We start from the raw sequence: 25,815 nt of genomic DNA on the forward strand, positions 1-25,815 counted from the left end.
CACCGCGGATGGCTGGATCGTCACCGCGCCCGAGTTCCATGCCTCGACCACCGAGGGCACGCTGGCCGCCGATCGCGAGGTCAATGTTCTGGCCCCGTTCGGCGATCTGACCGCCGGCGCGATGGAATTGCGACCGGTTTCGCCGGGCAACCCGGATCACGTTCTTGATTTGAAGGGCGGAGTCCGCTTGATATACCGGCCATGACGCGCCTGACCCACCCGGCCGCGACAGGCCCCGTGCGGCCCCTCGGCAGAAAGGAAATCCGATGATCCGCTCAGGCCTGCTGCCTTTGTCCCTGTCGCTGGCGCTGATGATGGCGCATGGCGCATCCGCCCAGAGCACCGGATTCGGCAATGCGCAGGACGTGAGCGCCCCGGTCGAGGTCACGGCCGATACCCTGCAGGTCGACCAGAAGACGGGATTGGCGGTGTTTTCCGGCAATGTGCTGATCGGGCAGGGCGCGATGCGGCTTTCCGCCGACCGCGTCACCGTGACCTATGCCGGGCAGGATGCCCGCAAGATCAGCGCGCTCAAGGCCGAGGGGAATGTCACCATGGTCAGCGGCGAGGACGCGGCCGAGGCGAAGACCGCCGATTATGACGTCGAATCAGGGAATGTCGTCCTCCGGGGCGATGTCCTGCTGACGCAGGGGCAAAACGTCCTTGCGGGCGAGACGGTGACGGTCGATCTGGCCACGGGCCGGGCCAATGCCTCGGGCCGCGTGCGCAGCGTCCTCCAGCCGGAGCAGAACCGATGACCAGCCAATCCGAATCGCCCGGCGCGGGGCTGCGGGTCCGCGGCCTGCGCAAATCCTATCGCAGCCGCCCGGTGATCCGTGATGTGGAAATGACCCTCGACCGGGGCGAGGTCGTGGCGCTGCTGGGGCCGAACGGCTCGGGCAAGACGACCTGCTTCTATTGCATCGCCGGGCTGGTCGCGCCCGATTCGGGGCAGGTCACGATCGACGGCCAGGACGCCACCGCGCTGCCGATGTATCGGCGCGCGCAAATGGGCATCGGCTATCTGCCGCAGGAGATGTCGATCTTTCGCGGCCTGACGGTCGAGCAGAACATCGCCGCCGTCCTTGAACTGGTCTGCCGCGACGCGCATCACCGCCGCGACCGGCTGGAGACCCTGCTGGGCGAGTTCTCGATCGAGCATCTGCGCAATGCCGCGGCGATGGCGCTGTCGGGAGGCGAGCGGCGGCGGGTCGAGATCGCGCGGTGCCTTGCCGCCAATCCCGCCTATCTGCTTCTCGATGAACCCTTTGCCGGCGTCGATCCCATCGCCGTGGGCGAGATCAGGGGGCTGGTCCATGACCTGAAGCGGCGCGGAATCGGTGTCCTGATCACCGACCACAATGTTCGCGAAACGCTCGAGATCGTCGACCGCGCCTATATCTTGCATGACGGCCATGTGCTGAAATCCGGCACCACGGCAGAGATCGTCGACGATCCCCAGGTGCGCCGCGTCTATCTGGGCGAAACCTTCCGCATGAACTGATGCCGGTGCCGGTGGGTGCGACATCTTGCGCCCGTTGACAGGACCCCTCCACTGTCACCAAATGTATATGAGGCGGGATCGGCAGATCCCCCCAAACCCGGACGGCTCCGCCGTTGGGGCGGCGTGCAGTCAAGGCCGGGCAACCGAAAGGACGGACCAACATGCGCTATCAGATCAGCGGAAAACAGATCGACGTCGGAGATGCTCTCTCGACGCATGTGAAAACCCAGCTGGGCGAGACGATCGACAAATATTCGCAGCGCCCCACCGATGCGACCGTCATTTTTTCCCGCAATGCGCATGAATTCATCTGTGACGCCGTCGTGCATCTCTCGACCGGGCTGAACGTTCAGGCCAAGGGTGCATCGACCGAGATCTATGCCGCCTTCGAACAGTGCAAGGAGCGGATGGACAAGCAGCTTCGCCGCTACAAGCGCCGCCTGAAGGATCACCACAAGGACCGGGTCGAGCCGGTTGCCTTTGAGCAGGCGGGCATGTATGTGCTGGCCGCTGACGAGGATGAGTGGGAATCGCAGGAAGATGGCCTGCAGCCCGTCATCATCGCCGAGATGGAAACGCGCGTTCCCACGCTTTCCGTTGGTGAGGCCGTGATGCAGATGGAGCTGGCCGGCTCGCCGTTGCTGGTGTTCCGCAACGAGAAACATGGGGGCGTCAATGTGGTCCACCGCCGTGACGACGGCAACGTGGGCTGGATCGACCCCCGCAACTTGCGTTAGACTGCCCCAGGAGCAGTCTTGTTGAATGAATTGTCCCGGCCACGATTTTCGTGACCGGGACTTGGATAATTTCGGGCGATATGCAGATCAGCGACATTCTCTCACCCTCCGCTGTGCGGACGATGACGCAAAGCACCAGCAAGAAGCGTTTGTTCCAGGAGATCGCCGAGCAGGCGCGCAGCGTCTATGGCGTTGACGCCGCTCAAACCCTGGACGCCCTGCAGGAGCGGGAATCGCTGGGCCCGACCGGAGTCGGTCACGGCGTCGCGCTGCCCCATGCCCGCCTTCACGGTCTGGACCGCGTCGTCGGCCTGTTCCTGCGTCTGGAAAAGCCGCTGGATTTTGACGCCGTGGACCGCCAGCCGGTCGACCTGATCTTTGCCCTGCTCGCCCCCAAGAATTCCGGCGTCGACCACCTGAAGGCGCTGGCGCTGGTCTCGCGCACGCTGCGCGATCAGGATCTGCGCGCAAAGCTGCGCGCAAATGACGATCCGGTCGCGCTCCATGCGATGCTTTCCGCCGCGCCGGGCATCAAGGCCGCCTGAACAGGTGATCTCGCGGCGCGCCTGTGCTAGGATATGACCTCCGGAAGCGGAGGTTCGGAAATGACCAGGCATATTGCAGACAAGCAACACGAGACGGGTGCAGGCCGCGTCCAGAACTTCACCCGGCAGGAGCGCGAATCGGGCACCCATCCCGCTGTCGTCAGCCTGCTTGCGCGCCCGCGGAAAGTGGACGACCAGGGCGGACGCCGCATCAGCGAGTTTGTCCGCATCGAGCGTGGCCGCCTGACCTGACCGGGGCAGGCCCCATGAAAAGACCGGCCGCACCCCATGGCGCGGCCGGTCCTTTTCATTCCGTCAGCGCGATCAGACGCGGACCAGCTTCTCGTATTCCGCGGCGATGTCGCGGGTGACCGGACCGACCTCGAAATGCCAGTCATCACCGATCTGGGCCACGGGCGTGACCTCGGCGGCGGTCCCGGTCAGGAAGCATTCCTGGAAGCCTGTCAGCTCCTCGGGCAGGATGTGGCGCTCATGCACCGGCACGCCCTTGTCCTTGAAAAGCTGGATGATGGTCTGGCGCGTGATGCCGTTCAGGAAGGCGTCGGCCAGCGGAGTGTGAACCTCGCCATCCTTGACGAAGAAGATATTGGCGCCGGTCGCCTCGGCGACATAGCCGCGATAATCCATGAACAGCGCGTCCGAGCAGCCCTTGGCCTCGGCGGCATGTTTCGACATGGTGCAGATCATGTAGAGGCCGGCAGCCTTCGCCGCGGTCGGGATCGTCTCCGGGCTGGGCCGCTTCCATTTCGCGACGTCGAGTTTGGCGCCCTGCCATTTCGCGTCGCCGTAATAGCTGCCCCATTCCCACGCGGCCACGGCCATGCGGACCGGGTTGCGTGCTGCCGAGACGCCCATGTCATCGCCCGAGCCGCGCCACATCACCGCACGGACATAGGCGTCGGTGAAACCATTCGCCTTCAGCACCTCTTCCTTGGCGCGGTCGATCTCCTCGGCGGTATAGGGCGATTCCATGTCGAGAAGCCGTGCCGATTCGATCAGCCGCAGCGAATGCTCGTGACCTTTGAAGATCTTGCCGCTGTAGCAGCGCTCGCCCTCGAATACCGAGCTTGCGTAATGCAGCGCGTGGGTCAGGATGTGAACCTTGGCGTCGCGCCAGTCCACGATTTTCCCATCCATCCAGATTTTGCCATCACGATCGTCGTAAGCGCCTGCCATATTGTCCTCCGGCCGGTCTGTTTTCGGATTGTTGCGCTGTATTGCCAATGTCCGCATATAAAGTTGCGCAACTCAGGGTTCTCGCTATCCATTGGTGATTGGAAAGTCAACAAGTCTGACGTAATAAGAGCCATGCGCTACGGGGAAACCATGCAGAACAAAGTCAGCATCGCGCCTGTTGGTGGCGAGAACCTGCTCTTCCTGACCGACGACCAGCTTCGCCGCGGGATCGAGGCGATGTTCTTCGCCTATCGCGCCTTCACCTCCGATCCTGACCTGATCCTCTCGGACATGGATTACGGAAGGGCGCATCACCGCGCGCTGCACTTTGTCAATCGCGATCCCGGCCTGACCGTCACCGCGCTGCTGGATGTCCTTGGCGTGACCAAGCAATCGCTGAACCGTGTCCTGCGGACCCTGATCGATGACGGCCTGGTGGAAAGCCGGATCGGCCGGCGCGACCGGCGCGAAAGGCAGCTTTTCCTGACCGAAAAGGGTGCCGCGCTGGAACGCCGCCTCTCCGAAACCCAGCGGGCCCGGATGCGCGCGGCCTATCGCAGCGCCGGCCCCCAGGCGGTGGCGGGCTTTCGACAGGTGCTTGAGGCGATGATGGACCGTGATACCCTGCGGCAGTTCAAGGCCATGAGGGACCTGCCGGAATCGAAATGACCAGCCCAGACACACTTTCGGCGCATATCCTCGTGGTGGATGATGATGAGCGCATCCGCAGCCTCCTGCGCCGCTTCCTGATCCGCAATGACTTCCTCGTCACCACCGCGCGCGACGCAGCCCATGCGCGCAGACTGCTCTCGGGCCTCGACTTCGACTTGATCGTCCTCGACGTGATGATGCCGGGTGAGGACGGATTCTCGCTCACCCGCGACCTGCGCAAGCGTGGTCAGACCCCGATCCTGCTGCTGACCGCCAAGGGCGAGACCGGCGATCGGATCGAGGGGCTGGAAAGCGGCGCAGATGACTACCTCGCGAAACCCTTCGAGCCGCGCGAGTTGTTGCTGCGAATCGCGGCGATCTTGCGCCGGATACCCGTGGCCGAGGCCAAGGGTCCGAAATTCCTGTCCCTCGGCGCGCTACGCTATGACGCCGACAAGGGCGAACTCTGGCATGGCGAGAATCCCCTGCGCCTGACCGGAACCGAGCAGGCTTTGCTCAGGCGCCTGGCCGACACGCCGCGGCAGCCGGTAAGCAGAAGCGAGTTGATCGATGATCTCGGTCGCAATCCGGCTGATGAGCTGAGCGAAAACTCCGAACGCGCCATCGACGTCCAGATCACCCGCCTACGCCGAAAGATCGAACGCGACCCGCGCGAGCCGCGCTATCTCCAGACGGTGCGCGGAACGGGCTACATGCTGGTGCCTGACTGACCAGCGCCGCCTTGTCTAGAGACCTAGCTGTTGGGTATTTGAAAAACGGTGAAGACAGGCGCCGCGCCCGATCTTCACCGTTTCCTAAATACCCATGCCGAGCTTGCCGCTCTCGGCGCGCGGAGGAACAGGGCGCTGCGGCGCGTTAGGCCAACGCGCCGTGGCAGTGCTTGAACTTCTGGCCCGAGCCGCAGGGGCAAGGATCGTTGCGCGAGGGGTTGCCCCAGGTCGTGGGGTCCGTTTCGTCAAAGCCGGCGACACGGGCTGAAATCTCGCCTCCCTCGGCCTCCTCATGCTCGGGATGCATCTGTGCCTGTGCATCCGCCTGCTGGCGCTGGTAGTCGCGCATCATTTCCTCGCGCTCGGCATCGGTCAGCGGGCGGATGCGGGCGAGTTGCTGGGTCACGTCGAAGCGCAGCCCGTCGAGCATGGTCTCGAACAGCTGGAAGGCCTCGGTCTTGTATTCCGAGAGCGGATCGCGCTGTGCGTAGCCCCGGAAGCCCACGACCGAGCGCAGATGCTCGAGCGTCACCAGATGTTCGCGCCATTTCGCGTCGATCTGCTGCAGCAGGACCTGCTTCTCGATTTGGCGCATGTTCTCGTCGCCGAACTGCTCGGCTTTCTGGGTCATGTAGGCGTCGGTGGATTCCTGGATACGCTCGCGCATGGTTTGCTGATCGACGCCGTCCTCGGCCGCCCAGTCCTTGACCGGCAGGTCCATGTTCAGCCGGTCGATGATCGCGGTCTTCAGGTCGTCGGTCTTCCACTGCTCGGCGTAGGAGCGCGGCGGCAGGTATTCGTCCACCAGATCGTCGATGACCTGCGCGCGCATGTCGGCGGCGACCTCGGCCACTTCCTCGGTATGCATGATCTCAAGGCGCTGGCTGAAGATCGCCTTGCGCTGGTCGTTCATCACATCGTCGAATTTCAGCAATTGCTTGCGGATGTCGAAGTTGCGGCCCTCGACCTTCGCCTGGGCGCGCTCCAGCGACTTGTTGACCCAGGGGTGGATGATCGCTTCGCCATCCTTCATGCCCAGCGTCGAGAGCACCTTGTCCAGCCGTTCGGAGCCGAAGATGCGCATCAGGTCATCTTCCAGCGACAGGAAGAACAGCGACCGGCCGGGGTCGCCCTGACGGCCCGAGCGGCCGCGAAGCTGGTTGTCGATGCGGCGGCTTTCATGCCGCTCGGTCGCCAGCACGAAGAGCCCGCCGGCGTCCAGCACGGCCTGCTTGTCATTGGCATGCTCTTCCTCGATCCGGGCGCGGAGTTCGTCCGGGTTCGCCTCGGGATCGGCGGCGAGCGCCTGCATCACCTTCATCTCGACATTGCCGCCCAGCTGGATGTCGGTGCCGCGGCCGGCCATGTTGGTGGCGATCGTCACCGCGCCGAGCTTGCCCGCCTCGGCCACGATATAGGCCTCGGCCTCGTGCTGGCGGGCGTTCAGGACATTATGCGCGATGCCGGCCTGATCGAGCATCTGCGAGAGCATCTCGGACTTCTCGATCGAGGTCGTGCCGACAAGCATCGGCTGACCCTTGGCATGGGCTTCCTTGATCGCCTCGAGGACGGCTGCGTATTTCTCGGCGGCGGTGCGATAGACGCGGTCATGTTCGTCGATGCGCTGGATCGGGCGGTTGGTCGGAACCTCGACCACGCCAAGCTTGTAGATTTCGGCAAATTCCTCGGCCTCGGTCGCGGCGGTGCCGGTCATGCCGCCAAGCTTGGCGTAGAGGCGGAAATAGTTCTGGAAGGTGACCGAGGCGAGCGTCACGTTCTCGGGCTGGATCTCGACGCGCTCCTTGGCCTCGATGGCCTGGTGCAACCCGTCCGAAAGGCGGCGGCCCTTCATCATCCGGCCGGTAAACTCGTCGATCAGCACGATCTCGCCGTCGCGGACGATATATTGCTGGTCACGGTGGAACAGCTTGTGCGCGCGCATCGCCTGGTTGGCGTGATGGACGATGGTGGTCGATTCCGGGTCATAGAGCGTCTGTCCCTCGGGCAGAACGCCCGCCGCCTGCAGCCGCTTCTCGAGATATTCGTTGCCTTCCTCGGTGAAGGTCGCGTTGCGGGTCTTTTCGTCGAGCTTGAAATGCTCTTCGGTCAGTTCCGGCATGAAGGCGTCGAGGGTGCGGTAAAGCTCGCTGCGATCCTGCGAGGGGCCGGAGATGATAAGCGGCGTCCGCGCCTCGTCGATCAGGATCGAATCGACCTCGTCCACGATGGCGAAGAAATGGCCGCGCTGGACCATCTGGTCGATCGAGCCCTTCATATTGTCGCGAAGATAGTCGAAGCCCAGCTCGTTATTCGTCGCATAGGTCACGTCGGCCTGATAGGCCGCGCGCTTTTCCTCGTCCGGCTGGAAGGGATAGACGACGCCCGTGGTCATGCCGAGCTGGGCAAAGACCTTGCCCATCCATTCGGCGTCGCGCTTGGCGAGATAGTCGTTGACGGTGACGACGTGGACGCCCTTGCCGGCCAGCGCGTTCAGATAGGCCGGGAAAGTCGCGACCAGCGTTTTGCCCTCGCCCGTCTTCATCTCGGCGATATTGCCCTGATGCAGGAAGATCCCGCCCATCAGCTGCGTGTCGAAGGCGCGCAGGCCAAGCGCGCGGCGCGCGCCCTCGCGGCAGTTGGCGAAGGCTTCGGGCAGAAGCGTGTCGAGGCTTTCGCCGCCCTGTGCCCGGCCCTGCAATTCGCGCGTCTTGGCGATCAGGTCCGCGTCGGACATGGCGCGGAATTTCTCCTCCAGCGCGTTCACCTGCGCGACCAGCGGGCGCACAGATTTCACCTTGCGGTCATTCGGCGTACCAAAGACCAGTTTAGCCAAGTTTCCAATGCCGAGCATGTGAGCCTTCAAAATCGCGTATCTGGGGGTGCGCGGGACGTTCCGCCCACTTGCCGCCACCATTCGCCATGCCCTATCACATGGGCCGGAAAAATGGCGACGGGCGCGCATTTTCGGTTGGGCCGGATGTATGCGTCGGATGCCAGACTGTCAACGCTTGCACGGGTTCACTCTGCGTGTAAGTGCTGGAAATGAACCACTCCCAGGAAAGGGAAAACCATGCTGAAATCGCTTCTTGCCGCCACGACCCTGGTTGCCACGATGGGAATTTCCCCGGCATTTGCCCAGGATGCGGACACCGTCGTCGCGACCGTCAATGGTGAGACGATTACCCTGGGGCAACTGATCGCCATGCGGCAGGGTCTTGACGCCCAGACGACGCAGGGTTTGCCCGATACTGCCCTGTGGGATCTGATGCTTGACCAGATGATCCGCCAGACCGCCGTGGCGCAGGCCGCCGGCAAGGAGCTGAGCAAGCGTGACCAGGCCGGGCTGGAGATCGAGCGCCGCGCGTACCTTGCCGGATCGGTGCTGGAGAAGGTCGCCGCCGCCGAACCGACCGAGGAAGAGCTGAAGGCCGCCTATGATCAGGTTTTCGGCAGCGAGACCGCGCCGAAGGTCGAATATAACGCCGCACACATCTTGGTGAAGACCAAGGAAGAGGCCGAGGCGATCCAGAAGCAGTTGCAGGAAGGCGGCGATTTCGGCGCCATCGCGGCCGAGAAATCGACCGATCCGGGTTCGGCCCCGAACAAGGGCGATCTGGGCTGGTTCCAGCCCGAGCAGATGGTCGCGCCCTTCTCTGACGTCGTGAAGACGCTGAAGAAGGACGAGGTTTCGGCCCCGGTCGAGACGCAGTTCGGCTGGCATGTCATCAAGCTGATCGACCAGCGCGAGGTCCAGCCGCCGAAGCTCGAGGAGGTCAAGGACCAGCTTGCCGTCCAGATCCGCCGCGACAAGGTCCAGGCCGAGATCGAGAAGCGCGTGGCCGATGCCAAGGTCGAGAAGACCGAGGGCCTGAGCCCCGACCTCCTGGGCAAGACCGACCTGCTGGGAGAGTGACCATGGCCAAGCCCGAGAAGAAGCTTTCCGATGCTGAAAAGCTGAAGAAGCTGAAGCGGAAGCTGAAAAAGCTGAAGGAGGCGGCGGAAAGCAGCGCCTCCGCCGTCGAAACGCGGGTCGAGGCCGCGGCGCGGGCGTTGGCGCAGACGGTGCGCAAACCCGTTCCCGCCAAGAAGGAGAAGGCCGTCTCGCCGCTGGCCCCGGCCGGCTTTCCAGAGCTTTCGGTCGTCGAGGGAGTCGAATTCGCCTCGGGCGCGGCGGGGGTCAAGTATCAGGGCCGCACCGATGTCATGCTGGTCAGGCTGGCGCGGGGAACCGCGATCGCGGGGGCCTTCACGCGATCCTCGACCCGTGCCGCCAGCATCCTCGACTGTCAGGCAAAGCTGGCGCTGAAGCAGGACGTGGCGCAGGGCGCGGCGATCATCGTGAACTCGGGCAATGCTAATGCCTTTACCGGCAGGAACGGGCAGGAGGCGGTGGACAAGGTGACGGGCAGCGTCGCCTCGATCCTGTCGATTCCCAGGGACCGGGTGTTCTCCTCCTCGACCGGGGTGATCGGAGAGCCCTTGCCGGCCGACCGGATCACCGCCGTGATCGGCCAGCTGGTCACCGATCTGAACGCCGGGGGTGCGGCAGAGGCGGCCCGCGCGATCATGACCACCGACACCTTCCCCAAGGGCGCCTCGGCAAGTTTCGAGGGTGACGGCGGCAAGATCAATATCGTCGGCATCGCCAAGGGTTCGGGCATGATCGCGCCCGACATGGCGACGATGCTGGTCTATATGTTCACCGACGCGAAGATCGCACCCGCGCTGCTGCAACGGCTGCTGAAGGCCCAGCTTGCCGGGACTTTCAATGCGATCACCGTGGACAGCGACACCTCGACCTCGGACGCGCTGATTCTTGCCGCGACCGGGAAATCGCCCGCGGCCGAGATCACCGACATGCGTTCGGCCCCGGCGCGGGCCTTCGTCAAGGCGCTGGGGAAGGTCATGCTGGACCTCGCGCAGCAGGTGGTGAAGGACGGCGAGGGCGCGACGAAATTCGTCGAGGTCCGGGTGACGGGCGCCGCGAGCCCCGCTGACGCGCATAAGGTCGCCATGGCGATCGCCAACTCGCCGCTGGTCAAGACGGCGATTGCGGGCGAGGACGCCAATTGGGGCCGGGTGGTGATGGCGGTCGGGAAGTCGGGCGCAGAAGCCGATCGCGACCTGCTGACCATCCGCTTCGGCGACATGGTCCTGGCCGAGAAGGGCTGGCGCGCCCCCGGCTATGACGAGGAGAAGGCCAGCGCCTACATGAAGCGCGACAACCTTGTCATCGGCGTGGATCTGGGGCTTGGGCGCTCGAAGCGCACGGTCTGGACCTGCGATCTGACGCATGGCTATATCGACATCAACGCCGATTACCGTTCATGAAGATCGTCCTTGTCGCGGCCGTCGCCCTGATCGACCGGGACGGCCGCGTGCTGCTGGCACAGCGCCCCGAGGGCAAGTCCCTCGCGGGCCTGTGGGAATTTCCCGGCGGCAAGGTCGAGGCGGGCGAGACGCCCGAGGCCGCGCTGATCCGCGAGCTTGAGGAGGAACTGGGGATCCGAACCTGGAACTCCTGCCTCGCGCCGCTGACATTCGCCAGCCACAGCTACGAGTCATTCCATTTGCTAATGCCGCTATATGCCTGCCGCAGATGGGAGGGTGTCCCGATTCCACAGGAGGGGCAGAGGCTCGCATGGGTCAAATCGGAAAATTTGACCGATTACCCTATGCCTCCGGCCGATATCCCCTTGATTCCGGTCCTGAGAGACTGGATATGAGGTTTCTGCACAACAGCTCTGGAACCCAGATTTTCTAATCTGCCGATCTGTTACACAAATCTAGTTAAGCCTTAACGATTTTGTGGCAAAGTTGAAACTGTGGAGTAGGAGGGAGCCCGGAAATGATTCGCACGATTACGATCGGCAGCTGCATTTCTGTCCAAGGCGTCTTTGAACGTCAGGCGCCGAACGGCAACATCGTTGTGAGAGTCGGCTCCAAAACGTATGAGGGCAAGCCGGTGGCGGCGGTGGCATAAGCCGACGAGAAATAACCTTGCCAGGAACGCGAAGACGGGGCCTCCGAAAGGGGGCCCCGTCCGCGTTTCTGCGCTTTCTTGTCGGCTCGCCCGGCCATCGGGCATGAAAAAGGGCGGATGCCTGCGCATCCGCCCTCATCACATTCGCTTGTCGGCGGGTTACAGCTGGCGCTGCACTTCCTCGCGCTCGAAGATCTCGATGACATCGCCCTTGCGGATGTCGTCGTAATTCTCGAAGGCCATGCCGCATTCCTGGCCGGACTGAACTTCCTTGACCTCGTCCTTGAAGCGCTTGAGCGTCTTCAGCGTGCCCTCGTGGACGACCACGTTGTCGCGCAGCAGGCGCACGCCTGCCGAACGACGGGCCACGCCCTCGGTCACGAGGCAGCCGGCGACATTGCCCACGCCGGTGACGCGGAAGACTTCCTTGATCTCGGCATAGCCGATGAAGGTCTCGCGCACCTCGGCCGAAAGCAGGCCCGAGGCCGCCGCCTTGATGTCATCCATGAGGTCGTAGATGATCGAGTAGTAGCGGATCTCGACGCCCTTCTGGTTGGCGGCATTCCGCGCCGGGGCATTGGCCCGGACGTTGAAGCCGATAACCGGCGCGTGGCTCGCCTCGGCAAGACCGACATCCGATTCGGTGATCGCGCCGACGCCGTAATGCAGCACGCGGACGCGAACTTCCTCGTTGCCGATCTTCTCCAGAGCCTGGACGATCGCCTCGGCCGAACCCTGAACGTCGGCTTTGACCACCACGGGCAGCTCGGCGACGTTCTCGTCCGCCTTGGCTTTGGCCAGCATCTGGTCAAGCGTGATGGCGGCACCTGCGGCGGCGCGTTTGTCCTTGGCGGCAGAGATACGGTAATCCGCGATCTCGCGCGCCTGTGCCTCGGTCGAGACGACGTTCAGCACATCGCCCGCCTCGGGCGTGCCGTTCAGGCCCAGAACCTCGACCGGAACCGAGGGACCGGCTTCGTCGACGCGCTCGCCCTGGTCGTTGATCAGGGCGCGGACCTTGCCCCACTGCTCGCCGACGACGAAGATGTCGCCGCGCTTCAGCGTGCCGTTCTGCACCAGAACCGTCGCGACGGGACCGCGGCCCACGTCCAGCTTGGCCTCGATCACCGCGCCGGAGGCGGGGCGGTCGGGATTGGCCTTCAGTTCGAGGATCTCGGCCTGCAGCGCAATGGCCTCCAGCAGGTTGTCGAGGCCCTGGCCGGTCTTGGCCGAAACCTCCACGTCCTGAACCTCGCCCGACATTTCCTCGACAACGACTTCGTGTTGGAGCAGGTCGGTGCGGACCTTCTGCGGATTGGCGCCGGGCTTGTCGACCTTGTTGATCGCGACGATCATCGGCACCTTGGCGGCCTTGGCGTGGTTGATCGCCTCGATCGTCTGCGGCATGACCGCGTCATCAGCGGCAACGACCAGCACGACGATATCGGTCACCTGCGCGCCACGGGCACGCATCGAGGTGAACGCCGCGTGGCCGGGCGTGTCGAGGAAGGTCAGCAGCGCGCCGGATTCGGTCTTCACCTGATAGGCGCCGATATGCTGCGTGATGCCGCCAGCCTCGCCCGAGACGACGTTCGCCTTGCGGATCGCATCCAGAAGCGAGGTCTTGCCGTGGTCGACATGGCCCATGATCGTGACGACCGGCGGGCGCGGGCGCAGATCCTCGGCCTTGTCCTCGACCTGGTCGATGACCTGTTCCACGTCCGCATCCGAGACGCGGACCGCGCGGTGGCCGAATTCGTCGATCACCAGCTCGGCGGTGTCGGCATCGACGGCCTGGTTCGCCGTGACCATCAGGCCCATGCGCATCAGCGACTTGATGACATCGGGCGTGCGCTCGGCCATCCGGTTCGCCAGTTCCGACACCAGGATGGTCTCGGGCAGCTGCACTTCGCGGACCTGCTTTTCGGCGCGCTGATGACCGCCCATGGCTTTCTGCCGGGCTTTCTCCTGCTTGCGCTTCATCGCGGCCAGCGACCGCTGGCGGCCGCCTTCGCCGTCCATCGCCTGCGTCAGCGACAGCTTGCCGGTGCGGCGGTTGTCGTCGCGGCCCTTGTTGCGGTCGTTGTTGCGATCGTCGGCGCCACTGCGCGGATCGCGGTCACGCTCGGTCTTGCGCGGTGCGGTGGAGGTGACGCCCTTGGTCTCGGCCCGCGCGGCCGCGGCTTCCGCTGCGGCGCGATCGGCCGGGGAGGGACGCGCGTCGGTGGCGGATTTGGGCTTCGTGACCTCGGCCTTCTTCTGGGCGCGCAGCTCGGCCTCGCGGGCGCGGCGCTCGTCCTCCTCGGCTTTCAGCCGGAGGGCTTCCTCGCGCTCGCGATCCTCGCGTTCCTTCGCCTCGATCTCAAGGCGGCGGCGCTCGCGTTCTTCCTCGCGGGCCTTTTCCTCGGCCTCACGCTGGGCGGCTTCCTCGACCTCGCGGGCCTTGGCGGCCTTCAGCGCGGCAAGACGGCGCTCCATCTCGGCATCAGAAATGCCGGCGGGGCGCCTGGAGGGATCGCCGCCGATCGCGGAAGAAGAGCCCGAGCGCGAACCGCCCGTTGCCGGACCGGATTTGCCCGGCACGACGACGCGCTTGCGCTTGGTCTCGACGACCACGTTATGGGTCCGACCGTGGCTGAAGCTTTGCTTCACCTGGCCCGAACGACCAGTGCCGCCACCAAGACCCAGGGGTTTCTTTCCGTCAGTATCGCTCATTCCGCTATTCATTCCTTCTCGGCGGATGCGCCGCCGTCATGCCCACGCAGACCCGTCAGTCTGCTCGCGTCCCTGATCAACATGTCGGTCAGGCGCCCCGGCGCAAGCGCGCTGTGTATGACATGATCACGCCCAAAGGACAAACCCAATTCTGATGCGGTCAGGCAGCCGAACCACCGCCCGCCGGGAGGTGTCCAGAGCTTGCCTTTTCCGCGGTCCGATCCGTCACTGGCCTGCAGCAGGACTTTTGCCTTGCCGCCTGCCAGCCAGTCCTTGACCTTCTCGAAGCCGGCCACTGCCAGACCGGCCTTTCGGGCCAGGGAAAGCGTGTCGACCACGCGTTTCGCAAGCCCTGCCTCGATCATCTCGAGCAATTCCGGCGGGGCAGAGACCTGCGCCTTTGCCCCGCGCGAGAACATGCCCTTTGCCGCGGCCTTGTCCAAGGCCTTTCTGTCGGCGATCACCCAGAAGCCGCGTCCGGGCAGCTTCTCGGCAATGTCGGGCACGACGATCGCGTCGGGGCCAGCCACAAAGCGGATCAGCCCCGCCTTGGGTTGGGTCTCGCCCGTCACGATGCAGCGCCGTTCGGGCGTCTCGCGGTCCTTTGTCTGGCCCCCGCGTGTCATCAGCCTCCCGGGGCGTTACACCCCGGCCTCCTTGTCTTCGGTTTCCCCGGCCTCTTCGGCAGCGGGCTCCATTTCGGTCGGATCGACCCAACCCAGCATGACGCGGGCGGTCATCACCATCGTTTGCGCTTCTTCCAGCGAGACGTCGAAAGGCTCAAGAATGCCTTCGTCCTTCTTGCGCTGCCCGTTTTCGGTGGTCCAGCCGCCGGCCAGTTCCCAGTCGGCGCAGGTCGCAAAGTCTTCCAGCGTCTTCACGCCGTCCTTGGCCAGCGCCTCGACCATCTGGGGCGTCAGGCCCTCGAACTCGATCAGGCTGTCCTCGGCTCCAAGGGCGCGGGCGTTCTCCAGCGCGGCGCGGTTCGCCGCCTCCAGATGCTCGCGGGCGCGGGTCTGCAGCTCTTCCGCCGTGCCCTCGTCCACGCCCTCGATCGAGGTCAGCTCGTCCAGGTCGACATAGGCGACCTCTTCGAGGTTGGTGAAGCCCTCGGCGACCAGAAGCTGGGCAAAGAACTCGTCCAGATCCAGCGCATCGACGAACAGCTTCGTGCGGGCATTGAACTCGGCCTGACGGCGCTTCGATTCTTCTTCCTCGGTCAGGATGTCGATATCCAGACCGGTCAGCTGCGAGGCCAGACGCACGTTCTGACCGCGACGGCCGATCGCAAGGCTTAGTTGTTCATCGGGGACGACAACTTCAATACGCGAGGCGTCCTCGTCGAAAACAACTTTTGCCACTTCGGCCGGTTGCAGCGCGTTCACAAGGAAGGTCGCCTGATCTTCCGACCACGGGATGATGTCGATTTTCTCGCCCTGAAGCTCGCCCACCACGGCCTGAACGCGGCTGCCGCGCATACCGACGCAGGCGCCGACCGGGTCGATCGAGTTGTCATAGCTGATCACGGCGATCTTGGCGCGCGACCCCGGATCGCGGGCGCAGGCCTTGATCTCGATCACGCCGTCATAGATCTCCGGCACTTCCATCTTGAACAGCTCGGCCATGAACTGCGGATCGGTGCGCGACAGGAAGATCTGCGGGCCACGGCTTTCGCGGCGCACGTCCTTGACATAGGCGCGGATGCGGTCGTTCGGGCGATAGCTCTCGCGGCCGATCTTCTCGTTGCGGCGCAGGATGGCTTCGCCACGGCCCACATCGACGATGATGTTGCCATATTCCTCGCGCTTGACGACGCCGTTGATGATGGTACCGGCGCGGTCCTTGAATTCCTCATACTGGCGGTCACGCTCGGCCTCGCGGACGCGTTGCAGGATTACCTGCTTGGCGGATTGCGCGGCGATGCGGCCCAGTTCGACCGGCGGAACCTGATCGACGATCTCGTCGCCGACCTTGGGATCGTCCAGATAGGGCTGGGCCTGCTTGACGGTCAGTTGCGCCTGATAGTTCTCGACCTCGTCATCTTCGACCACGGTGCGGACGCGGGTGAAGGTGGCGTTTCCGGTCTTGCGGTCGATATGGACGCGAATGTCCATTTCGCTGCCATAGCGCGACTTGGCGGCGCGGGCCAGGCTGTCCTCCATCGCCTCGATCACCAGATCGGGGTCGATCATCTTCTCGCGCGCGACCGCCTCGGCGGTCTGCAAGAGTTCAAGCTGGTTGGCAGAGGTAATGGCCATTCCTCACTCCTTCGCGTCGGCGTTCGTTTCGCCGGATTCTGTTTCGATCTCGTCAAAGGCGGTTTCGTCGAGATTCTCGATCTGGACGCCCGCTTCCTTCTTTTGCCGAAGCATCTCGGCGATCAAATCGTCGGTCAGGACCAGCTTCGCATCCGAGAGCCAGTCGAAATTCAGTCCGATGGTCTGAATCTCGCCCGCTTCCTCGATGTTCAGCAGAACCTCGTCACCCTCGATGCCCGCAAGGACACCCTTGAAGCGCTTGCGCCCGTCGATCGGCTGGTTGGTTTCCAGCCGGGCCTCATAGCCCTCGAACGTCTCGAAATCCTTCATCCGCGTCAGCGGACGGTCGATGCCGGGGCTCGAGACCTCGAGGTGGTAATTGTCCTCGAGCGGATCCTCGACATCCAGCACGGCGCTGACCGCGGTCGAGATATCGGCGCAGTCGTCGACATTGATCCCGCCCTCCGGCCGGTCGGCCATGATCTGCAGCGTCGCGGTCTTGCCGCCCTGAAGGCGGATGCGCACCAGTTCGAACCCCAGATCCTCGATGACCGGGGAGATGATCTCGGCCAGTCGCCGGTCGATGGCGGTCTTGGCGATGAGGTCGGTCATGATCGCTATCCCAAAAAACAAAAAAGCGGGCTCAAGCGGCCCGCACAACTTATCGGTGGGCAGGCTTTGGACACCTGCGCCGCTGTTGAAGCGTCATATAGGCGGGTCTTGCGCGAATTGCAAGGAAAAGCGATTCCTCAGCGGTTCAGCCGCCAGACCTCCAGATTCAGCGCCGCGGCGAGGCCGAGCCAGCCAAGGTATGGCAGCAGCAGTAGCCCCGCCCAGATGTCGAGGCGGAAGGCCGAGACGACAAGGCAGGCGACCGTCAGCCACAGGACCGCGATCACCGCCATCCCCCAGCCGACGCGATGCGCGCCGAAAAATACCGGGGTCCATAAGGTGTTGAGCGCGATTTGCGCGGCCCAGAGGGCCATCGCCATCTCCGATCCGGGCAGGACCGCCAGCCGCGCGCCGGCCCATGCGATCAGCAGGTAAAGCGCGGTCCATGCGACCGGAAAGACCCGGTTCGGCGGTGTGAAGCTGGGCTTGCGCAACCCCTCATACCAGGGCCCCGGCTGGAAAATCAGGCCAGTCGCGGCGGCAGCCGCGCAGGCCAGCAGGAAGGTCAGGAACAGCATGTTTCCCCGTCAGGCGACGCGGCCGTCCCGTTGGGCCGCATCACGCAAACCATCCATGACGCGCACCAGTTCCGTGGCGATTCGCGGCTCGCTCAGCGCATGACCCGAGGCGGGGACCAGCCGCAATTCGGCCCGGTCCCAGTCCTTGGCCAGTTCCCAGGCGGTCTGCGGCGGGCAGACCATGTCATAGCGGCCCTGCACGATGAAGGCGGGCAAATGCTCGATCCGGTGCCGGTCGCGCAGAAGCTGGCCTTCCTCGAGGAAGCAGCCATGTGCGAAATAATGGTTCTCCAGCCTCGCAAAGGCACGGGCGTAATCTGGCGGAGCATGGCCCGCGCCCGAGATTTCCAGCCCGGCCAGCGCGTTTTCCCATTGCAGCCAGGGCAGGGAATAGCGGATCTCCTGTCCGCGGTCGCCGCTGAACAGCCGCCGATGATAGGCCATGATCAGGTCGTCGCGTTCGGCTTCCGGGATCTGCCTCTGGAACTCCGCCCAGCGGTCGGGGAAAAACCGCGCGACGCCACCGCCATAGAACCAGTCGAGTTCCGCGCGCCGCCCCAGAAAGACCCCGCGCAGGACCAGCGCCAGGACGGCTTCGGGATGGGCCTCGGCATAGGCGACCGAGAGGGTGGCGCCCCAGCTTCCGCCGAACAGGATGGCGCGGTCGATGCCCAGTTCGCTGCGGATCCGCTCGATATCCCCGATCAGATGACGGGTGGTATTGGCGGAAACCTCGGCATGGGGCCGGGACCGGCCGCAACCGCGCTGATCGAACAGGACGGCGCGGTAATGCTTCGGATCGAAGAAACGCCGCATATAGGGGCTGCATCCGCCCCCCGGCCCGCCATGCAGCACAATGACGGGAACTCCGCGGGGATTGCCGCTCTGCTCGACATGGATAACATGGCCGTCGCCAACGTCGATCTGGCGCTGGTCGAAAGGCTCGACCATCGGATGCAGCTTGCCCGGCGAGGGGGGGCCGCCGATTTGCCCTGCCAATCTGTCCATGCGACGACTATATAACGCCCGGCAGGCGCCCGCCATACGAAGGACGGCCAGATGAACGAAAGACCGCAAACCAGCAGCATCGACCCGGCCGAGGTCGCGAAATTCGAGGCGATGGCCGCCGAATGGTGGGATCCGCAGGGCAAGTTCAAACCCCTGCACATGCTCAACCCGACGCGGCTGGAATATGTCACCGGCCAGATCGCCGCGCAGTTCGGTCGCAACCGCGACGCGGCCTCGCCCTTCGAGGGGCTCTCGATCCTCGATATCGGCTGCGGCGGTGGTCTGATGTCGGAACCCTTGGCCCGGCTCGGCGCGACCGTTACCGGTGCGGATGCCGCCGAAGGCAATATCCGCGTTGCGTCACTCCACGCGGCGCAGCAGGGACTGCCGATCGACTATCGCGCCACCACCTCCGAGGCGTTGGCGGCCGAAGGCCTCAGCTATGACGTGGTCATCGCGCTCGAGATCGTCGAGCATGTCGCCGAACCCTCGGAATTCATCGCCACCTGCCGCGATCTGGTCCGGCCCGGCGGCATGCTGATCCAATCGACCCTGAACCGCACCGCCCGCAGCTTCGCCGCGGCCATCATCGGGGCGGAATGGGTGATGCGCTGGCTGCCCAAGGGCACGCATGACTGGCGCCGCTTCATCACCCCGGACGAACTCGCCGCCATGACCGAGGCCGCTGGCCTCGATATCGTCGACCGCTGCGGCATGGTCTTCAACCCGCTGGGATGGAGCTGGTCGCTCTCCCATCGCGACCTTTCGGTCAATTACGCGATGACGGCCCTGCGCGCGGCCTGAAGGCTTTCACCGTTTTCCAAATACCCCGGCGACGCTTGCCACGCGCGGCTCAGCGGCCGTCCTGCGCCAGCGCCTCCTCAAGCTGCTTTCTCAGCAGCCGCAGCACCGGCAGCGCCGCGCGCACCCGGTCCGATCCGATGTCGCGCACCACATCGGCGATCCGCGGCATGAAGGCCGCCAGCGCCGCATCACGCGCCGCCCGCCCCGCCGGGCTAATCGAGACGAACTTGCGCCGCGCATCGTCCCAATCGGGGCGGATATGGATATGCCCCGCCCATTCCAGCCGCGACAACGTGTTGGTCATCGCCCCACGGGTGACATGGAAGGCCTCGGCCAGTTCGGCCGGGCTGCGTTCGACCCCCAGATGCGCGAGCAGGTTCAGGACCGAAAAATGCGAGATCTGCATGCCCTTTGGCAGCGATTTCCCGATCAGGTCGCGGGCGAGCTGGTCGGCGATGAACACTTCCGAGAACAGGCTCGCCGCCAGCGAATCGGCGGAAAGCTCCGCGCCGGACGTCTGAGTGGATAGGGGCTTGCCTGGCATTGGTCTCTCATGGTCCCGAATACACCCGGTCGTGGGTCAGGGAGGGAATTCGGGAACGTGCCCCGACTATCGCGGCCGGGTCAAGTGATACCAGCGTGACGCCGGGTTCGGTGCCGCCATCGGCGATCACCTTGCCCCAGGGATCGACGGCCAGCGAATGGCCATGGCTCCGGCGCGGCTTGCGGCCGGGGCACAGGTGATTCTCATGCGTCCCGCATTGGGCCGGGGCAAGAACATAGCTGCCGGTCTCGATCGCACGGGCGCGCAGCAGCACCTCCCAATGGGCGGCGCCGGTGGTGTCGTTGAAGGCCGCGGGCACGGTCAGGATATGCGCACCGGCCTTGGCGAGGTCGCGGTAGAGATGGGGAAAGCGCAGGTCATAGCAAACCGTCATCCCGACCGGCCACGGCCCCTGCGCCAGAACCGCCACGTCTCCGGGCCGGAAGGCCGCGGATTCGCGATAGCTTTCCGCCTCGGACACGGTCACGTCGAACATGTGGAGCTTGTCATAACGCGCCCTGATCCCTCCATCCGGGGCGATCAGGAAGCTGCGATTCGCAAATCGGGTATCCGCCGCGTCGCGGGTCTTCAGCGAGAGCGAGCCGATCAGCAGCCAGATTCCGAGGTCGCGCGCCTCCGCCCGCAGCGCGGCGAGGGTCGGGTCGTCATCCTCGGTGCGCAGGACACGCTCCTGCGTCTCGCGATCGGCGTTGAGGATATTGCTGGCCTCGGGCGTCAGCACGAAATCCGCGCCTCGCCCGGCGGCCTCGCGAATCAGGGCGCGGGTCTGCGGCAGGTTGCGCTCCGGGTCATCAGAGACGCAAAGCTGGATCAGCCCTGCCGTGACCGGCGCCTCTGTCATGCTGAGATGCCGAGCAGGTCGTCCAGCTTGCCCTGACGGTCCAGCAGGTGGATGTCGTCGCTGCCGCCGACATGCTGCCCGTCGATGAAGATCTGCGGCACCGTGCGGCGCCCGCCGGCACGCTGGGTCATCGCGACGCGCAGGTCGGGGTCGCGGCTGACATCGGTTTCCTCGAAGGTGATCCCCTTGCGCGACAGCAGCGCCTTGGCGGCCATGCAATAGGGGCAGGTGGGGGTGGTATAGATCTCGACCTTGGGCATCGTTCTGCTTTCGCGGTTTTCGGTTTCCACACCTATCTAGGTATCCTTGACGGCGCGCGCCAGAACCACGACCGAAACCGGACCCGATCCGGCCTGGCGCAGCACCTCCGCCGCCTCGGCCAGCGTCGCGCCCGAGGCCATGACGTCATCGACCAGCAGCACGGCCCGCCCCTCGATCCCGGCGCGCGCGCCGATCCGCATCGCATCGGCGACATTCGCGAACCGGTCCCCGACGCTGCCATGATCCTGCATCGGCGTGTTGCGCCGGCGGATCAGGGCATGGGGCAGGTGGGTGAGGCGATGAACCCTTGCGACCCGCTCGGCCAGCAGCGCCGCCTGATTGTATTTCCGCCGCGCGAGGCGGCGCAGATGCACCGGCACCGGCACCACCACCATGTCGGGACGCACCAGCGGTCCGGCGGCGCGCGCGACCCAATCCCCAAGGGCCGGGGCGAGGTCGGGCCGGTCGCCATGCTTCAGCATCAACAAAAGCTTGCGGCCCGTGCCGCGATAGACCAGCGCGGCGCGCCCGCGCAGCCACGGCCGGGGCAGGCGAAGGCAGTCGTCACAAAGCAGAAGCTCGTCCTCCTCCTCTTTGAGCCCGGCATCGGGCAGCGGCGCACCGCAGCGCGAGCAGCAGGCGCCCGCGATGAAATCCGCCTCGGCCCAGCAGGCGGCGCAAAGCGCGCCCTCCTCGGCCACCGCGTCGCCGCAGCACAGGCATTGCGGCGGATAGACCAGCCGCAATGCGCCTTTCATCAGGCCGCGAAGCCCCCTATTGTGCGCCTCCATGATACCTGCCCGCCAAAGCTCCGTCCCTGGATTGACCGATCGTGCCGCGCTTGAGCGCAACCGTGCCCGCGCCGGGCGTTCAGGGTTTGTCGATTTCCTGCATCAACTCGTCGCGGACGAGATCGAGGATAGGCTCGCAGAGGTAAACAGAAGGTTTAAAAACATCGCCGTGGTGACCGGGCAGCCTGCCTTCTGGGCCGCGGCCATGCCCTCGGCGCGGATCGTGCCGGACAGCGCCGAGTTGCAGCTTGAACCGGGCGCGCATGATCTGGTCATCCACGCCATGGCGCTGCACTGGGCCGAGGATCCGGTCGGGCAGATCGTGCAATGCGCCCGCGCGCTTCGCCCCGACGGGCTGTTCATCGCCGCCTGCCCCGGCGGGCGCAGCCTCAATGAGTTGCGCGAGGCGCTGACCCGCGCCGAGGTCGAGGTCACGGGCGGCCTCTCGCCCCGCGTCCTACCGATGGCCGAGATCCGCGAGTTTGGTGCCTTGCCGGGCCGGGCCGGCCTTGCCCTTCCGGTGGCCGACCAGATCACGCGCCATGTCAGCTATCGCAACCTGCTCCATCTTGCCCATGACCTGCGCGGCATGGGCGAGGGGAATGCGCTGGCAGGCCGCCTGCGCCACCCGACCCGCCGCGAGGTTCTGGTCCGCGCCGCGCAGATCTATGACGAAACCCATCCCGACCCCGAGAATCCGGGCCGGGTCCGCGCGACCTTCGACCTGATTTTCCTGACCGGATGGGCGCCGGATCAGAGCCAGCAGAAACCGCTCCGGCCGGGTTCGGCAAAGATGCCTCTGGCCGACGCACTCGCCAGCATGAGGAAGCCGCAGGAATGACCCGTCCGCCCCACGCGCCCGCAGACCATCCAGACATTCCGCCGCGCCGGATCGGCGTCCTTGTCGCCAATCTGGGCACACCGGACGCGACCGATTACTGGTCGATGCGGCGCTATCTGAACGAGTTTCTCTCGGACAAGCGGGTCATCGACCTGCCGCGCTGGAAATGGCAGCCGATCCTGCAGGGGATCATTCTGACCAAGCGGCCCTTCAGCTCGGGCGCGAATTACCGCAGCATCTGGAACAACGAGGCGAATGAAAGCCCGTTGATGACCATCACCAAAGAGCAGGTGGCGGGCCTTCGCGAAAGGGCAGAGGCGCTTTGGGGCGACCGGGTCATGGTCGATTTCTGCATGCGTTATGGTAATCCCTCGACCGCATCCGTGGTCGAGCGGATGGTCAAGGCGGGCTGTGACCGCATCCTGTTCCTGCCGCTTTATCCGCAATATGCGGGCGCGACCTCGGCCACCGCGAATGACCAGTTCTTCCGGGCGTTGATGGATCAGAAATGGCAGCCGAGCGCCCGGACCGTCGCGCCCTATTTCGACCGGCCCGACTATATCGCCGCGCTGGCCGGATCGGTCGAACGCGCCCTTGGCGGCAGCCAGCCTGCGAAGCTGGTCGCAAGCTATCACGGGATGCCGAAACGCTATCTGCTGGAGGGCGACCCCTATCATTGCCAGTGCCAGAAGACCTCGCGCCTGCTTTGCGAGCGGCTGGGCTGGGACCGGGACAGGATCGACACGACCTTCCAGTCGGTCTTCGGCAAGGAGGAGTGGCTGCGCCCCTATACCGTCGAGCATGTCGCGGAACTGGCCAAGCGCGGCATCACCCGCATCGCCGTCATCTCGCCCGCCTTCTCGGCCGATTGCGTCGAGACGCTGGAGGAGATCCAGGGCGAGATCCGCGAGGCGTTCATCCATGCCGGGGGCGAGGAATTCACCTATATCCCCTGCCTGAACGCCGAGGCCGCGCATCTCGACATGCTGACGGCGCTGATCGGGGAAAACCTCGGCGGCTGGATCTGAGCGGAAACGAAAAAGGCCCCCGTCGGGGGCCTTTCCTGTTCCGGTCCTAGATCAACAGAACTTGCGTCCCGATCGTGGTCAGGTCGTAGAGCTGCTGGATATGCTCGTTGTAAAGCCCGATGCAGCCGTTCGAGGATTTGCGGCCGATCTTGCGCGTGTCATGCGTGCCGTGGATGCGGTAATACTGCCAGCTCAGCCACAGCGCATGGGTGCCCAGCGGGTTGTCCGGCCCGGCGGGCACGAAATCCGGCCATTCCGGGTTGCGCTTCTTCATCTCGGGTGTGGGCGACCAGGTCGGACCCTTCACCTTCTTGATAATCTCGGTCCGGCCGGTGCGGGTCAGGTCGGCGCTGACCGGAACCGAGGTCGGGAAAAGCTTGTAGACCGTCTGATCCTCGGACCAGTAATGCAGCGCGCGCGAGGTCAGGTCGACCAGGATCGCGCCATTCGTGAGATTGCTGAAATAGGGCTGCCAGTCCTGCATGCGGAAGCTGGAGATGTTCCGGCGCGAATCCTGGGTATTGTCGTATTGCACCATGCCCGCATCCGGGGTGGCGCCGCCGGCGGTGCCCTGCAGGGGCTGGCCGGTATAGGGGTCGATCTGCTGTGCGATGGCCGGCGCGGCAAGGCCCGCTGCCCCGACTGCCATTGACGTGGTTAGAAATTTCCGGCGCGAGACCGGATTTTTCGACGTGATCATCTGTCGCTCCTGAATATGTCCCGGACCGCCTTCAGCGGCCTTCTCTGCCCGATTTGCGATGAGGTCGTGCTGAGCGGGGAATTACGCCCCCGAAGGCGGCCATGCAATTCAAACAAGCGTCATTGTCGCAACAGGGCCTCAGGCTGTTGCGCTCACGCAATCTTGGGTTTGAAGGCCGCCGCTCGCTTTTGTATGGCTGTCGCAAAAGTTTCTCCGGGACAGAACCAACATGATGAAATTTGCAACCATTGCGCTTGTTTCGGTGCTTGCGCTGACGGCCTGCCAGAAGCAGGGCCCGCAACTTGGCCCCGACGGCCAGCCGATCCCCGTGGCCTACAAGATCACGCCCAAGGAAGAGGCGCAGATCCCCGCCCGCCTTGCCGGGCAGATCAACCAGCTTCGCGCCAATGTCGGCGCCCCGCCGGTGGCGCAGAACCCGATGCTGGATCAGGCGGCCAAAGCCCATGCCCGCGACATGTCGGCGCAGAACCGCGCCTGGCACTTCGGCTCGGACGGCTCCTCGCCGCTCGACCGGATCCGGCGGCAGGGGTATATGGGCCACCTGATCGGCGAGAACATCTCGGAGACCTACGAGAACGAGGTCACCACGCTCAACGCATGGATGCAGACCCGCGACACCCGCGACGTCATCATGGACCCGCGCGTCACCGATTTCGGCATCGGCTGGTTCCAGGAGCCGTCGGGCAAGATCTGGTGGGTGCTGCTGACCGGATCGGGCACGATGGCCGCGCCGGTCTCGGGCGGCGGCTTCGCGATGGCTTCGGCGCCGGGACTGTAAGGGCAGGGCCGCATGGCCCACCCGCCTTCCTCCAGAAACCAGAAGGCCCCGGGATTGCCGGGGCCTTCTGCATTCCGTGGCTGGAAGTGTCAGGGATAGATGAAGACCGGGACGCCGGGGCTCAGCATGGCGAAGATGTCCTCGATCTCCTCGTCGCTGACGGCGATGCAGCCGGCGGTCCAGTCCGGCCGGTTCAGCGCCCGCCCGTCGGGTCCAAGCCCGTGGATCATGATGTCCCCACCGGGGCGCAGCCCCATCGACGCGGCATAGGCGATATCCTTGGCCGCAGGATAGGAAATCCCGACCGAGAGATGATAGCGGCTGCGCGGATTCTTGCGGTCGATGAAATACATGCCCTCGGGCGTGCGGCCATCGCCCTCGAACTGCTTGGCGCCCACCGGCTGGTTGCCGAGGTTGATGTCATAGCTGGCAAGGACGGTGCGTCCGCTGACCATGTACATCTTGCGCTCCCCCTTCTTGACGACAACCTGCGTCACCGGGGGACCGCTATAGGATTTGAACTTGTTGTGCGGCTGCGCACTGTCGCCGCCGCAACTGGCCAGCAAGAAAAGCGTGACCACCGCGATCCCTGCGCGAATTGCCCTTACCATCACTGCCCTCTAAGTGCCTGCGCACGTTTGTTTGGGCATGGAATAGCACAGTCGG

General features: G+C 64.8%; 28 protein-coding genes and 1 pseudogene. 15 read left to right on the forward strand and 14 right to left on the reverse strand.

From position 1 onward, the window contains the following. The 6 genes and pseudogenes from VNQ78_RS14220 to VNQ78_RS14245 form a co-directional block, all read left to right on the forward strand. A pseudogene (locus VNQ78_RS14220) lies at positions 1–205 on the forward strand (hypothetical protein); the annotation flags it as partial. Between the two features lie 61 nt (positions 206–266). Beyond that, a complete protein-coding gene (gene lptA, locus VNQ78_RS14225; RefSeq protein ID WP_325690887.1) occupies positions 267–758 on the forward strand; it encodes a lipopolysaccharide transport periplasmic protein LptA in 492 nt (163 codons plus the stop codon). Beyond that, positions 755–1,504, forward strand: coding sequence for an LPS export ABC transporter ATP-binding protein (gene lptB, locus VNQ78_RS14230; RefSeq protein WP_325690889.1), 750 nt, complete (start codon positions 755–757; stop codon positions 1,502–1,504). The genes lptA and lptB overlap by 4 nt, the downstream gene beginning before the upstream one ends. Before the next feature lie 161 nt (positions 1,505–1,665). Next, positions 1,666–2,241, forward strand: a complete 576-nt coding sequence (gene hpf / locus VNQ78_RS14235) for a ribosome hibernation-promoting factor, HPF/YfiA family (RefSeq protein ID WP_325690891.1) — start codon at positions 1,666–1,668, stop codon at positions 2,239–2,241. An 80-nt stretch (positions 2,242–2,321) separates the two neighbouring features. Further along, positions 2,322–2,786, forward strand: a complete 465-nt coding sequence (locus VNQ78_RS14240) for a PTS sugar transporter subunit IIA (protein ID WP_155094117.1) — start codon at positions 2,322–2,324, stop codon at positions 2,784–2,786. 60 nt (positions 2,787–2,846) lie between these two features. Further along, on the forward strand, positions 2,847–3,038 hold the full coding sequence (locus tag VNQ78_RS14245) for a hypothetical protein (RefSeq protein WP_325690893.1): 192 nt from the start codon (positions 2,847–2,849) through the stop codon (positions 3,036–3,038). A gap of 72 nt (positions 3,039–3,110) precedes the next feature. Here the strand turns inward: VNQ78_RS14245 and VNQ78_RS14250 are convergent, their stop codons facing one another. Continuing rightward, positions 3,111–3,983 carry a branched-chain amino acid aminotransferase gene (locus VNQ78_RS14250; RefSeq protein WP_325690895.1) on the reverse strand — a complete coding sequence of 291 codons (873 nt, stop codon included), beginning with the start codon at positions 3,981–3,983 and terminating at the stop codon, positions 3,111–3,113. A gap of 150 nt (positions 3,984–4,133) precedes the next feature. Between VNQ78_RS14250 and VNQ78_RS14255 the strand changes: the two genes are divergently transcribed. Both VNQ78_RS14255 and VNQ78_RS14260 read left to right on the forward strand, forming a co-directional pair. Beyond that, positions 4,134–4,652 (forward strand): MarR family winged helix-turn-helix transcriptional regulator, encoded by a 519-nt coding sequence (locus tag VNQ78_RS14255; RefSeq protein WP_325690898.1) that lies wholly within the window; start codon positions 4,134–4,136, stop codon positions 4,650–4,652. Then, positions 4,649–5,365, forward strand: coding sequence for a response regulator (locus tag VNQ78_RS14260; RefSeq protein ID WP_325690900.1), 717 nt, complete (start codon positions 4,649–4,651; stop codon positions 5,363–5,365). The genes VNQ78_RS14255 and VNQ78_RS14260 overlap by 4 nt, the downstream gene beginning before the upstream one ends. Positions 5,366–5,510: 145 nt before the next feature. On the opposite strand, the gene secA is transcribed toward VNQ78_RS14260, so the two are convergent. Continuing rightward, a complete protein-coding gene (gene secA, locus VNQ78_RS14265) occupies positions 5,511–8,216 on the reverse strand; it encodes a preprotein translocase subunit SecA (RefSeq protein WP_325690902.1) in 2,706 nt (901 codons plus the stop codon). A gap of 219 nt (positions 8,217–8,435) precedes the next feature. Between secA and VNQ78_RS14270 the strand changes: the two genes are divergently transcribed. The 3 genes from VNQ78_RS14270 to mutT are packed head-to-tail and all read left to right on the forward strand — an operon-like array spanning position 8,436 to position 11,091. Continuing rightward, positions 8,436–9,278, forward strand: a complete 843-nt coding sequence (locus tag VNQ78_RS14270) for a peptidylprolyl isomerase (protein ID WP_325690904.1) — start codon at positions 8,436–8,438, stop codon at positions 9,276–9,278. Positions 9,279–9,280: 2 nt separating this feature from the next. Then, complete coding sequence (argJ, locus tag VNQ78_RS14275) at positions 9,281–10,696, forward strand: bifunctional glutamate N-acetyltransferase/amino-acid acetyltransferase ArgJ (protein WP_325690906.1); 1,416 nt, start codon at positions 9,281–9,283, stop codon at positions 10,694–10,696. Then, positions 10,693–11,091 carry an 8-oxo-dGTP diphosphatase MutT gene (gene mutT / locus VNQ78_RS14280; RefSeq protein WP_325690908.1) on the forward strand — a complete coding sequence of 133 codons (399 nt, stop codon included), beginning with the start codon at positions 10,693–10,695 and terminating at the stop codon, positions 11,089–11,091. Before argJ ends, mutT begins: the two co-directional genes overlap by 4 nt. A gap of 416 nt (positions 11,092–11,507) precedes the next feature. Here mutT and infB read toward each other — a convergent pair whose 3' ends face one another. The 6 genes from infB to pip form a co-directional block, all read right to left on the reverse strand. Then, entirely contained in the window at positions 11,508–14,063 is a 2,556-nt protein-coding gene (gene infB, locus VNQ78_RS14285) for a translation initiation factor IF-2 (RefSeq protein WP_325690912.1), read from the reverse strand. Positions 14,064–14,071: 8 nt separating this feature from the next. Beyond that, positions 14,072–14,689 (reverse strand): RNA-binding protein, encoded by a 618-nt coding sequence (locus VNQ78_RS14290; RefSeq protein WP_325690914.1) that lies wholly within the window; start codon positions 14,687–14,689, stop codon positions 14,072–14,074. Between the two features lie 15 nt (positions 14,690–14,704). After that, positions 14,705–16,321, reverse strand: coding sequence for a transcription termination factor NusA (nusA, locus tag VNQ78_RS14295; RefSeq protein WP_325690917.1), 1,617 nt, complete (start codon positions 16,319–16,321; stop codon positions 14,705–14,707). A 3-nt stretch (positions 16,322–16,324) separates the two neighbouring features. Beyond that, positions 16,325–16,933, reverse strand: a complete 609-nt coding sequence (gene rimP, locus VNQ78_RS14300; RefSeq protein WP_325690919.1) for a ribosome maturation factor RimP — start codon at positions 16,931–16,933, stop codon at positions 16,325–16,327. A 137-nt stretch (positions 16,934–17,070) separates the two neighbouring features. Continuing rightward, positions 17,071–17,511, reverse strand: a complete 441-nt coding sequence (tspO, locus tag VNQ78_RS14305; RefSeq protein ID WP_325690922.1) for a tryptophan-rich sensory protein TspO — start codon at positions 17,509–17,511, stop codon at positions 17,071–17,073. 9 nt (positions 17,512–17,520) lie between these two features. Next, positions 17,521–18,519: a prolyl aminopeptidase gene (gene pip, locus VNQ78_RS14310; protein ID WP_325690925.1), complete on the reverse strand. Its 999-nt coding sequence runs from the start codon at positions 18,517–18,519 to the stop codon at positions 17,521–17,523. Positions 18,520–18,570: 51 nt separating this feature from the next. Here pip and ubiG point away from each other — a divergent pair, with 51 nt between their 5' ends. After that, positions 18,571–19,323 carry a bifunctional 2-polyprenyl-6-hydroxyphenol methylase/3-demethylubiquinol 3-O-methyltransferase UbiG gene (gene ubiG / locus VNQ78_RS14315; RefSeq protein WP_325690927.1) on the forward strand — a complete coding sequence of 251 codons (753 nt, stop codon included), beginning with the start codon at positions 18,571–18,573 and terminating at the stop codon, positions 19,321–19,323. 49 nt (positions 19,324–19,372) lie between these two features. On the opposite strand, the gene VNQ78_RS14320 is transcribed toward ubiG, so the two are convergent. Genes VNQ78_RS14320 through VNQ78_RS14335 form a run of 4 tightly spaced genes read right to left on the reverse strand, consistent with a single transcriptional unit; the run spans position 19,373 to position 21,781 of the window. Further along, positions 19,373–19,867: a MarR family winged helix-turn-helix transcriptional regulator gene (locus VNQ78_RS14320; protein WP_325690929.1), complete on the reverse strand. Its 495-nt coding sequence runs from the start codon at positions 19,865–19,867 to the stop codon at positions 19,373–19,375. Between the two features lie 7 nt (positions 19,868–19,874). After that, the gene (locus VNQ78_RS14325; protein WP_325690931.1) at positions 19,875–20,729 is read right to left on the reverse strand and encodes a carbon-nitrogen hydrolase family protein; all 855 of its coding nucleotides are present in this window, start codon (positions 20,727–20,729) and stop codon (positions 19,875–19,877) included. Then, a complete protein-coding gene (gene grxC, locus VNQ78_RS14330) occupies positions 20,726–20,989 on the reverse strand; it encodes a glutaredoxin 3 (protein ID WP_325691015.1) in 264 nt (87 codons plus the stop codon). The genes VNQ78_RS14325 and grxC overlap by 4 nt, the downstream gene beginning before the upstream one ends. Before the next feature lie 36 nt (positions 20,990–21,025). Further along, positions 21,026–21,781 (reverse strand): ComF family protein, encoded by a 756-nt coding sequence (locus tag VNQ78_RS14335; RefSeq protein WP_325690933.1) that lies wholly within the window; start codon positions 21,779–21,781, stop codon positions 21,026–21,028. On the opposite strand from VNQ78_RS14335, the gene VNQ78_RS14340 reads away from it, so the two are divergent. After that, the gene (locus tag VNQ78_RS14340) at positions 21,780–22,622 is read left to right on the forward strand and encodes a methyltransferase domain-containing protein (RefSeq protein ID WP_325690935.1); all 843 of its coding nucleotides are present in this window, start codon (positions 21,780–21,782) and stop codon (positions 22,620–22,622) included. The two genes, VNQ78_RS14335 and VNQ78_RS14340, sit on opposite strands and share 2 nt — an antisense overlap. Continuing rightward, a complete protein-coding gene (gene hemH, locus VNQ78_RS14345) occupies positions 22,619–23,650 on the forward strand; it encodes a ferrochelatase (RefSeq protein ID WP_325690938.1) in 1,032 nt (343 codons plus the stop codon). Before VNQ78_RS14340 ends, hemH begins: the two co-directional genes overlap by 4 nt. A gap of 46 nt (positions 23,651–23,696) precedes the next feature. Here hemH and VNQ78_RS14350 read toward each other — a convergent pair whose 3' ends face one another. After that, positions 23,697–24,350 (reverse strand): L,D-transpeptidase, encoded by a 654-nt coding sequence (locus VNQ78_RS14350; protein WP_325690940.1) that lies wholly within the window; start codon positions 24,348–24,350, stop codon positions 23,697–23,699. Between the two features lie 229 nt (positions 24,351–24,579). On the opposite strand from VNQ78_RS14350, the gene VNQ78_RS14355 reads away from it, so the two are divergent. Then, the gene (locus tag VNQ78_RS14355) at positions 24,580–25,149 is read left to right on the forward strand and encodes a CAP domain-containing protein (RefSeq protein WP_325690942.1); all 570 of its coding nucleotides are present in this window, start codon (positions 24,580–24,582) and stop codon (positions 25,147–25,149) included. An 89-nt stretch (positions 25,150–25,238) separates the two neighbouring features. Here VNQ78_RS14355 and VNQ78_RS14360 read toward each other — a convergent pair whose 3' ends face one another. After that, positions 25,239–25,760 (reverse strand): L,D-transpeptidase family protein, encoded by a 522-nt coding sequence (locus VNQ78_RS14360; protein ID WP_325690944.1) that lies wholly within the window; start codon positions 25,758–25,760, stop codon positions 25,239–25,241. Positions 25,761–25,815: the final 55 nt, after the last annotated feature.

Origin of the sequence: Paracoccus sp. (in: a-proteobacteria) (assembly GCF_035556475.1) — a bacterium.
Lineage (GTDB): Bacteria > Pseudomonadota > Alphaproteobacteria > Rhodobacterales > Rhodobacteraceae > Paracoccus.

What these genes read in the sequence shown, in the direction of transcription:
- lptB (WP_325690889.1), top strand. Translation starts at nt 755, where the DNA reads ATGACCAGCCAATCCGAATCGCCCGGCGCGGGGCTGCGGGTCCGCGGC.
- VNQ78_RS14335 (WP_325690933.1), bottom strand. Translation starts at nt 21,781, where the DNA reads ATGGAGGCGCACAATAGGGGGCTTCGCGGCCTGATGAAAGGCGCATTG.
- mutT (WP_325690908.1), top strand. Translation starts at nt 10,693, where the DNA reads ATGAAGATCGTCCTTGTCGCGGCCGTCGCCCTGATCGACCGGGACGGC.
- VNQ78_RS14320 (WP_325690929.1), bottom strand. Translation starts at nt 19,867, where the DNA reads ATGCCAGGCAAGCCCCTATCCACTCAGACGTCCGGCGCGGAGCTTTCC.
- VNQ78_RS14290 (WP_325690914.1), bottom strand. Translation starts at nt 14,689, where the DNA reads ATGACACGCGGGGGCCAGACAAAGGACCGCGAGACGCCCGAACGGCGC.
- ubiG (WP_325690927.1), top strand. Translation starts at nt 18,571, where the DNA reads ATGAACGAAAGACCGCAAACCAGCAGCATCGACCCGGCCGAGGTCGCG.
- VNQ78_RS14270 (WP_325690904.1), top strand. Translation starts at nt 8,436, where the DNA reads ATGCTGAAATCGCTTCTTGCCGCCACGACCCTGGTTGCCACGATGGGA.
- VNQ78_RS14360 (WP_325690944.1), bottom strand. Translation starts at nt 25,760, where the DNA reads ATGGTAAGGGCAATTCGCGCAGGGATCGCGGTGGTCACGCTTTTCTTG.
- VNQ78_RS14240 (WP_155094117.1), top strand. Translation starts at nt 2,322, where the DNA reads ATGCAGATCAGCGACATTCTCTCACCCTCCGCTGTGCGGACGATGACG.
- tspO (WP_325690922.1), bottom strand. Translation starts at nt 17,511, where the DNA reads ATGCTGTTCCTGACCTTCCTGCTGGCCTGCGCGGCTGCCGCCGCGACT.
- grxC (WP_325691015.1), bottom strand. Translation starts at nt 20,989, where the DNA reads ATGCCCAAGGTCGAGATCTATACCACCCCCACCTGCCCCTATTGCATG.
- VNQ78_RS14340 (WP_325690935.1), top strand. Translation starts at nt 21,780, where the DNA reads ATGATACCTGCCCGCCAAAGCTCCGTCCCTGGATTGACCGATCGTGCC.
- secA (WP_325690902.1), bottom strand. Translation starts at nt 8,216, where the DNA reads ATGCTCGGCATTGGAAACTTGGCTAAACTGGTCTTTGGTACGCCGAAT.
- nusA (WP_325690917.1), bottom strand. Translation starts at nt 16,321, where the DNA reads ATGGCCATTACCTCTGCCAACCAGCTTGAACTCTTGCAGACCGCCGAG.
- hemH (WP_325690938.1), top strand. Translation starts at nt 22,619, where the DNA reads ATGACCCGTCCGCCCCACGCGCCCGCAGACCATCCAGACATTCCGCCG.
- infB (WP_325690912.1), bottom strand. Translation starts at nt 14,063, where the DNA reads ATGAGCGATACTGACGGAAAGAAACCCCTGGGTCTTGGTGGCGGCACT.
- VNQ78_RS14255 (WP_325690898.1), top strand. Translation starts at nt 4,134, where the DNA reads ATGCAGAACAAAGTCAGCATCGCGCCTGTTGGTGGCGAGAACCTGCTC.
- argJ (WP_325690906.1), top strand. Translation starts at nt 9,281, where the DNA reads ATGGCCAAGCCCGAGAAGAAGCTTTCCGATGCTGAAAAGCTGAAGAAG.
- VNQ78_RS14325 (WP_325690931.1), bottom strand. Translation starts at nt 20,729, where the DNA reads ATGACAGAGGCGCCGGTCACGGCAGGGCTGATCCAGCTTTGCGTCTCT.
- VNQ78_RS14350 (WP_325690940.1), bottom strand. Translation starts at nt 24,350, where the DNA reads ATGATCACGTCGAAAAATCCGGTCTCGCGCCGGAAATTTCTAACCACG.
- rimP (WP_325690919.1), bottom strand. Translation starts at nt 16,933, where the DNA reads ATGACCGACCTCATCGCCAAGACCGCCATCGACCGGCGACTGGCCGAG.
- VNQ78_RS14245 (WP_325690893.1), top strand. Translation starts at nt 2,847, where the DNA reads ATGACCAGGCATATTGCAGACAAGCAACACGAGACGGGTGCAGGCCGC.
- VNQ78_RS14260 (WP_325690900.1), top strand. Translation starts at nt 4,649, where the DNA reads ATGACCAGCCCAGACACACTTTCGGCGCATATCCTCGTGGTGGATGAT.
- pip (WP_325690925.1), bottom strand. Translation starts at nt 18,519, where the DNA reads ATGGACAGATTGGCAGGGCAAATCGGCGGCCCCCCCTCGCCGGGCAAG.
- VNQ78_RS14250 (WP_325690895.1), bottom strand. Translation starts at nt 3,983, where the DNA reads ATGGCAGGCGCTTACGACGATCGTGATGGCAAAATCTGGATGGATGGG.
- hpf (WP_325690891.1), top strand. Translation starts at nt 1,666, where the DNA reads ATGCGCTATCAGATCAGCGGAAAACAGATCGACGTCGGAGATGCTCTC.
- lptA (WP_325690887.1), top strand. Translation starts at nt 267, where the DNA reads ATGATCCGCTCAGGCCTGCTGCCTTTGTCCCTGTCGCTGGCGCTGATG.
- VNQ78_RS14355 (WP_325690942.1), top strand. Translation starts at nt 24,580, where the DNA reads ATGATGAAATTTGCAACCATTGCGCTTGTTTCGGTGCTTGCGCTGACG.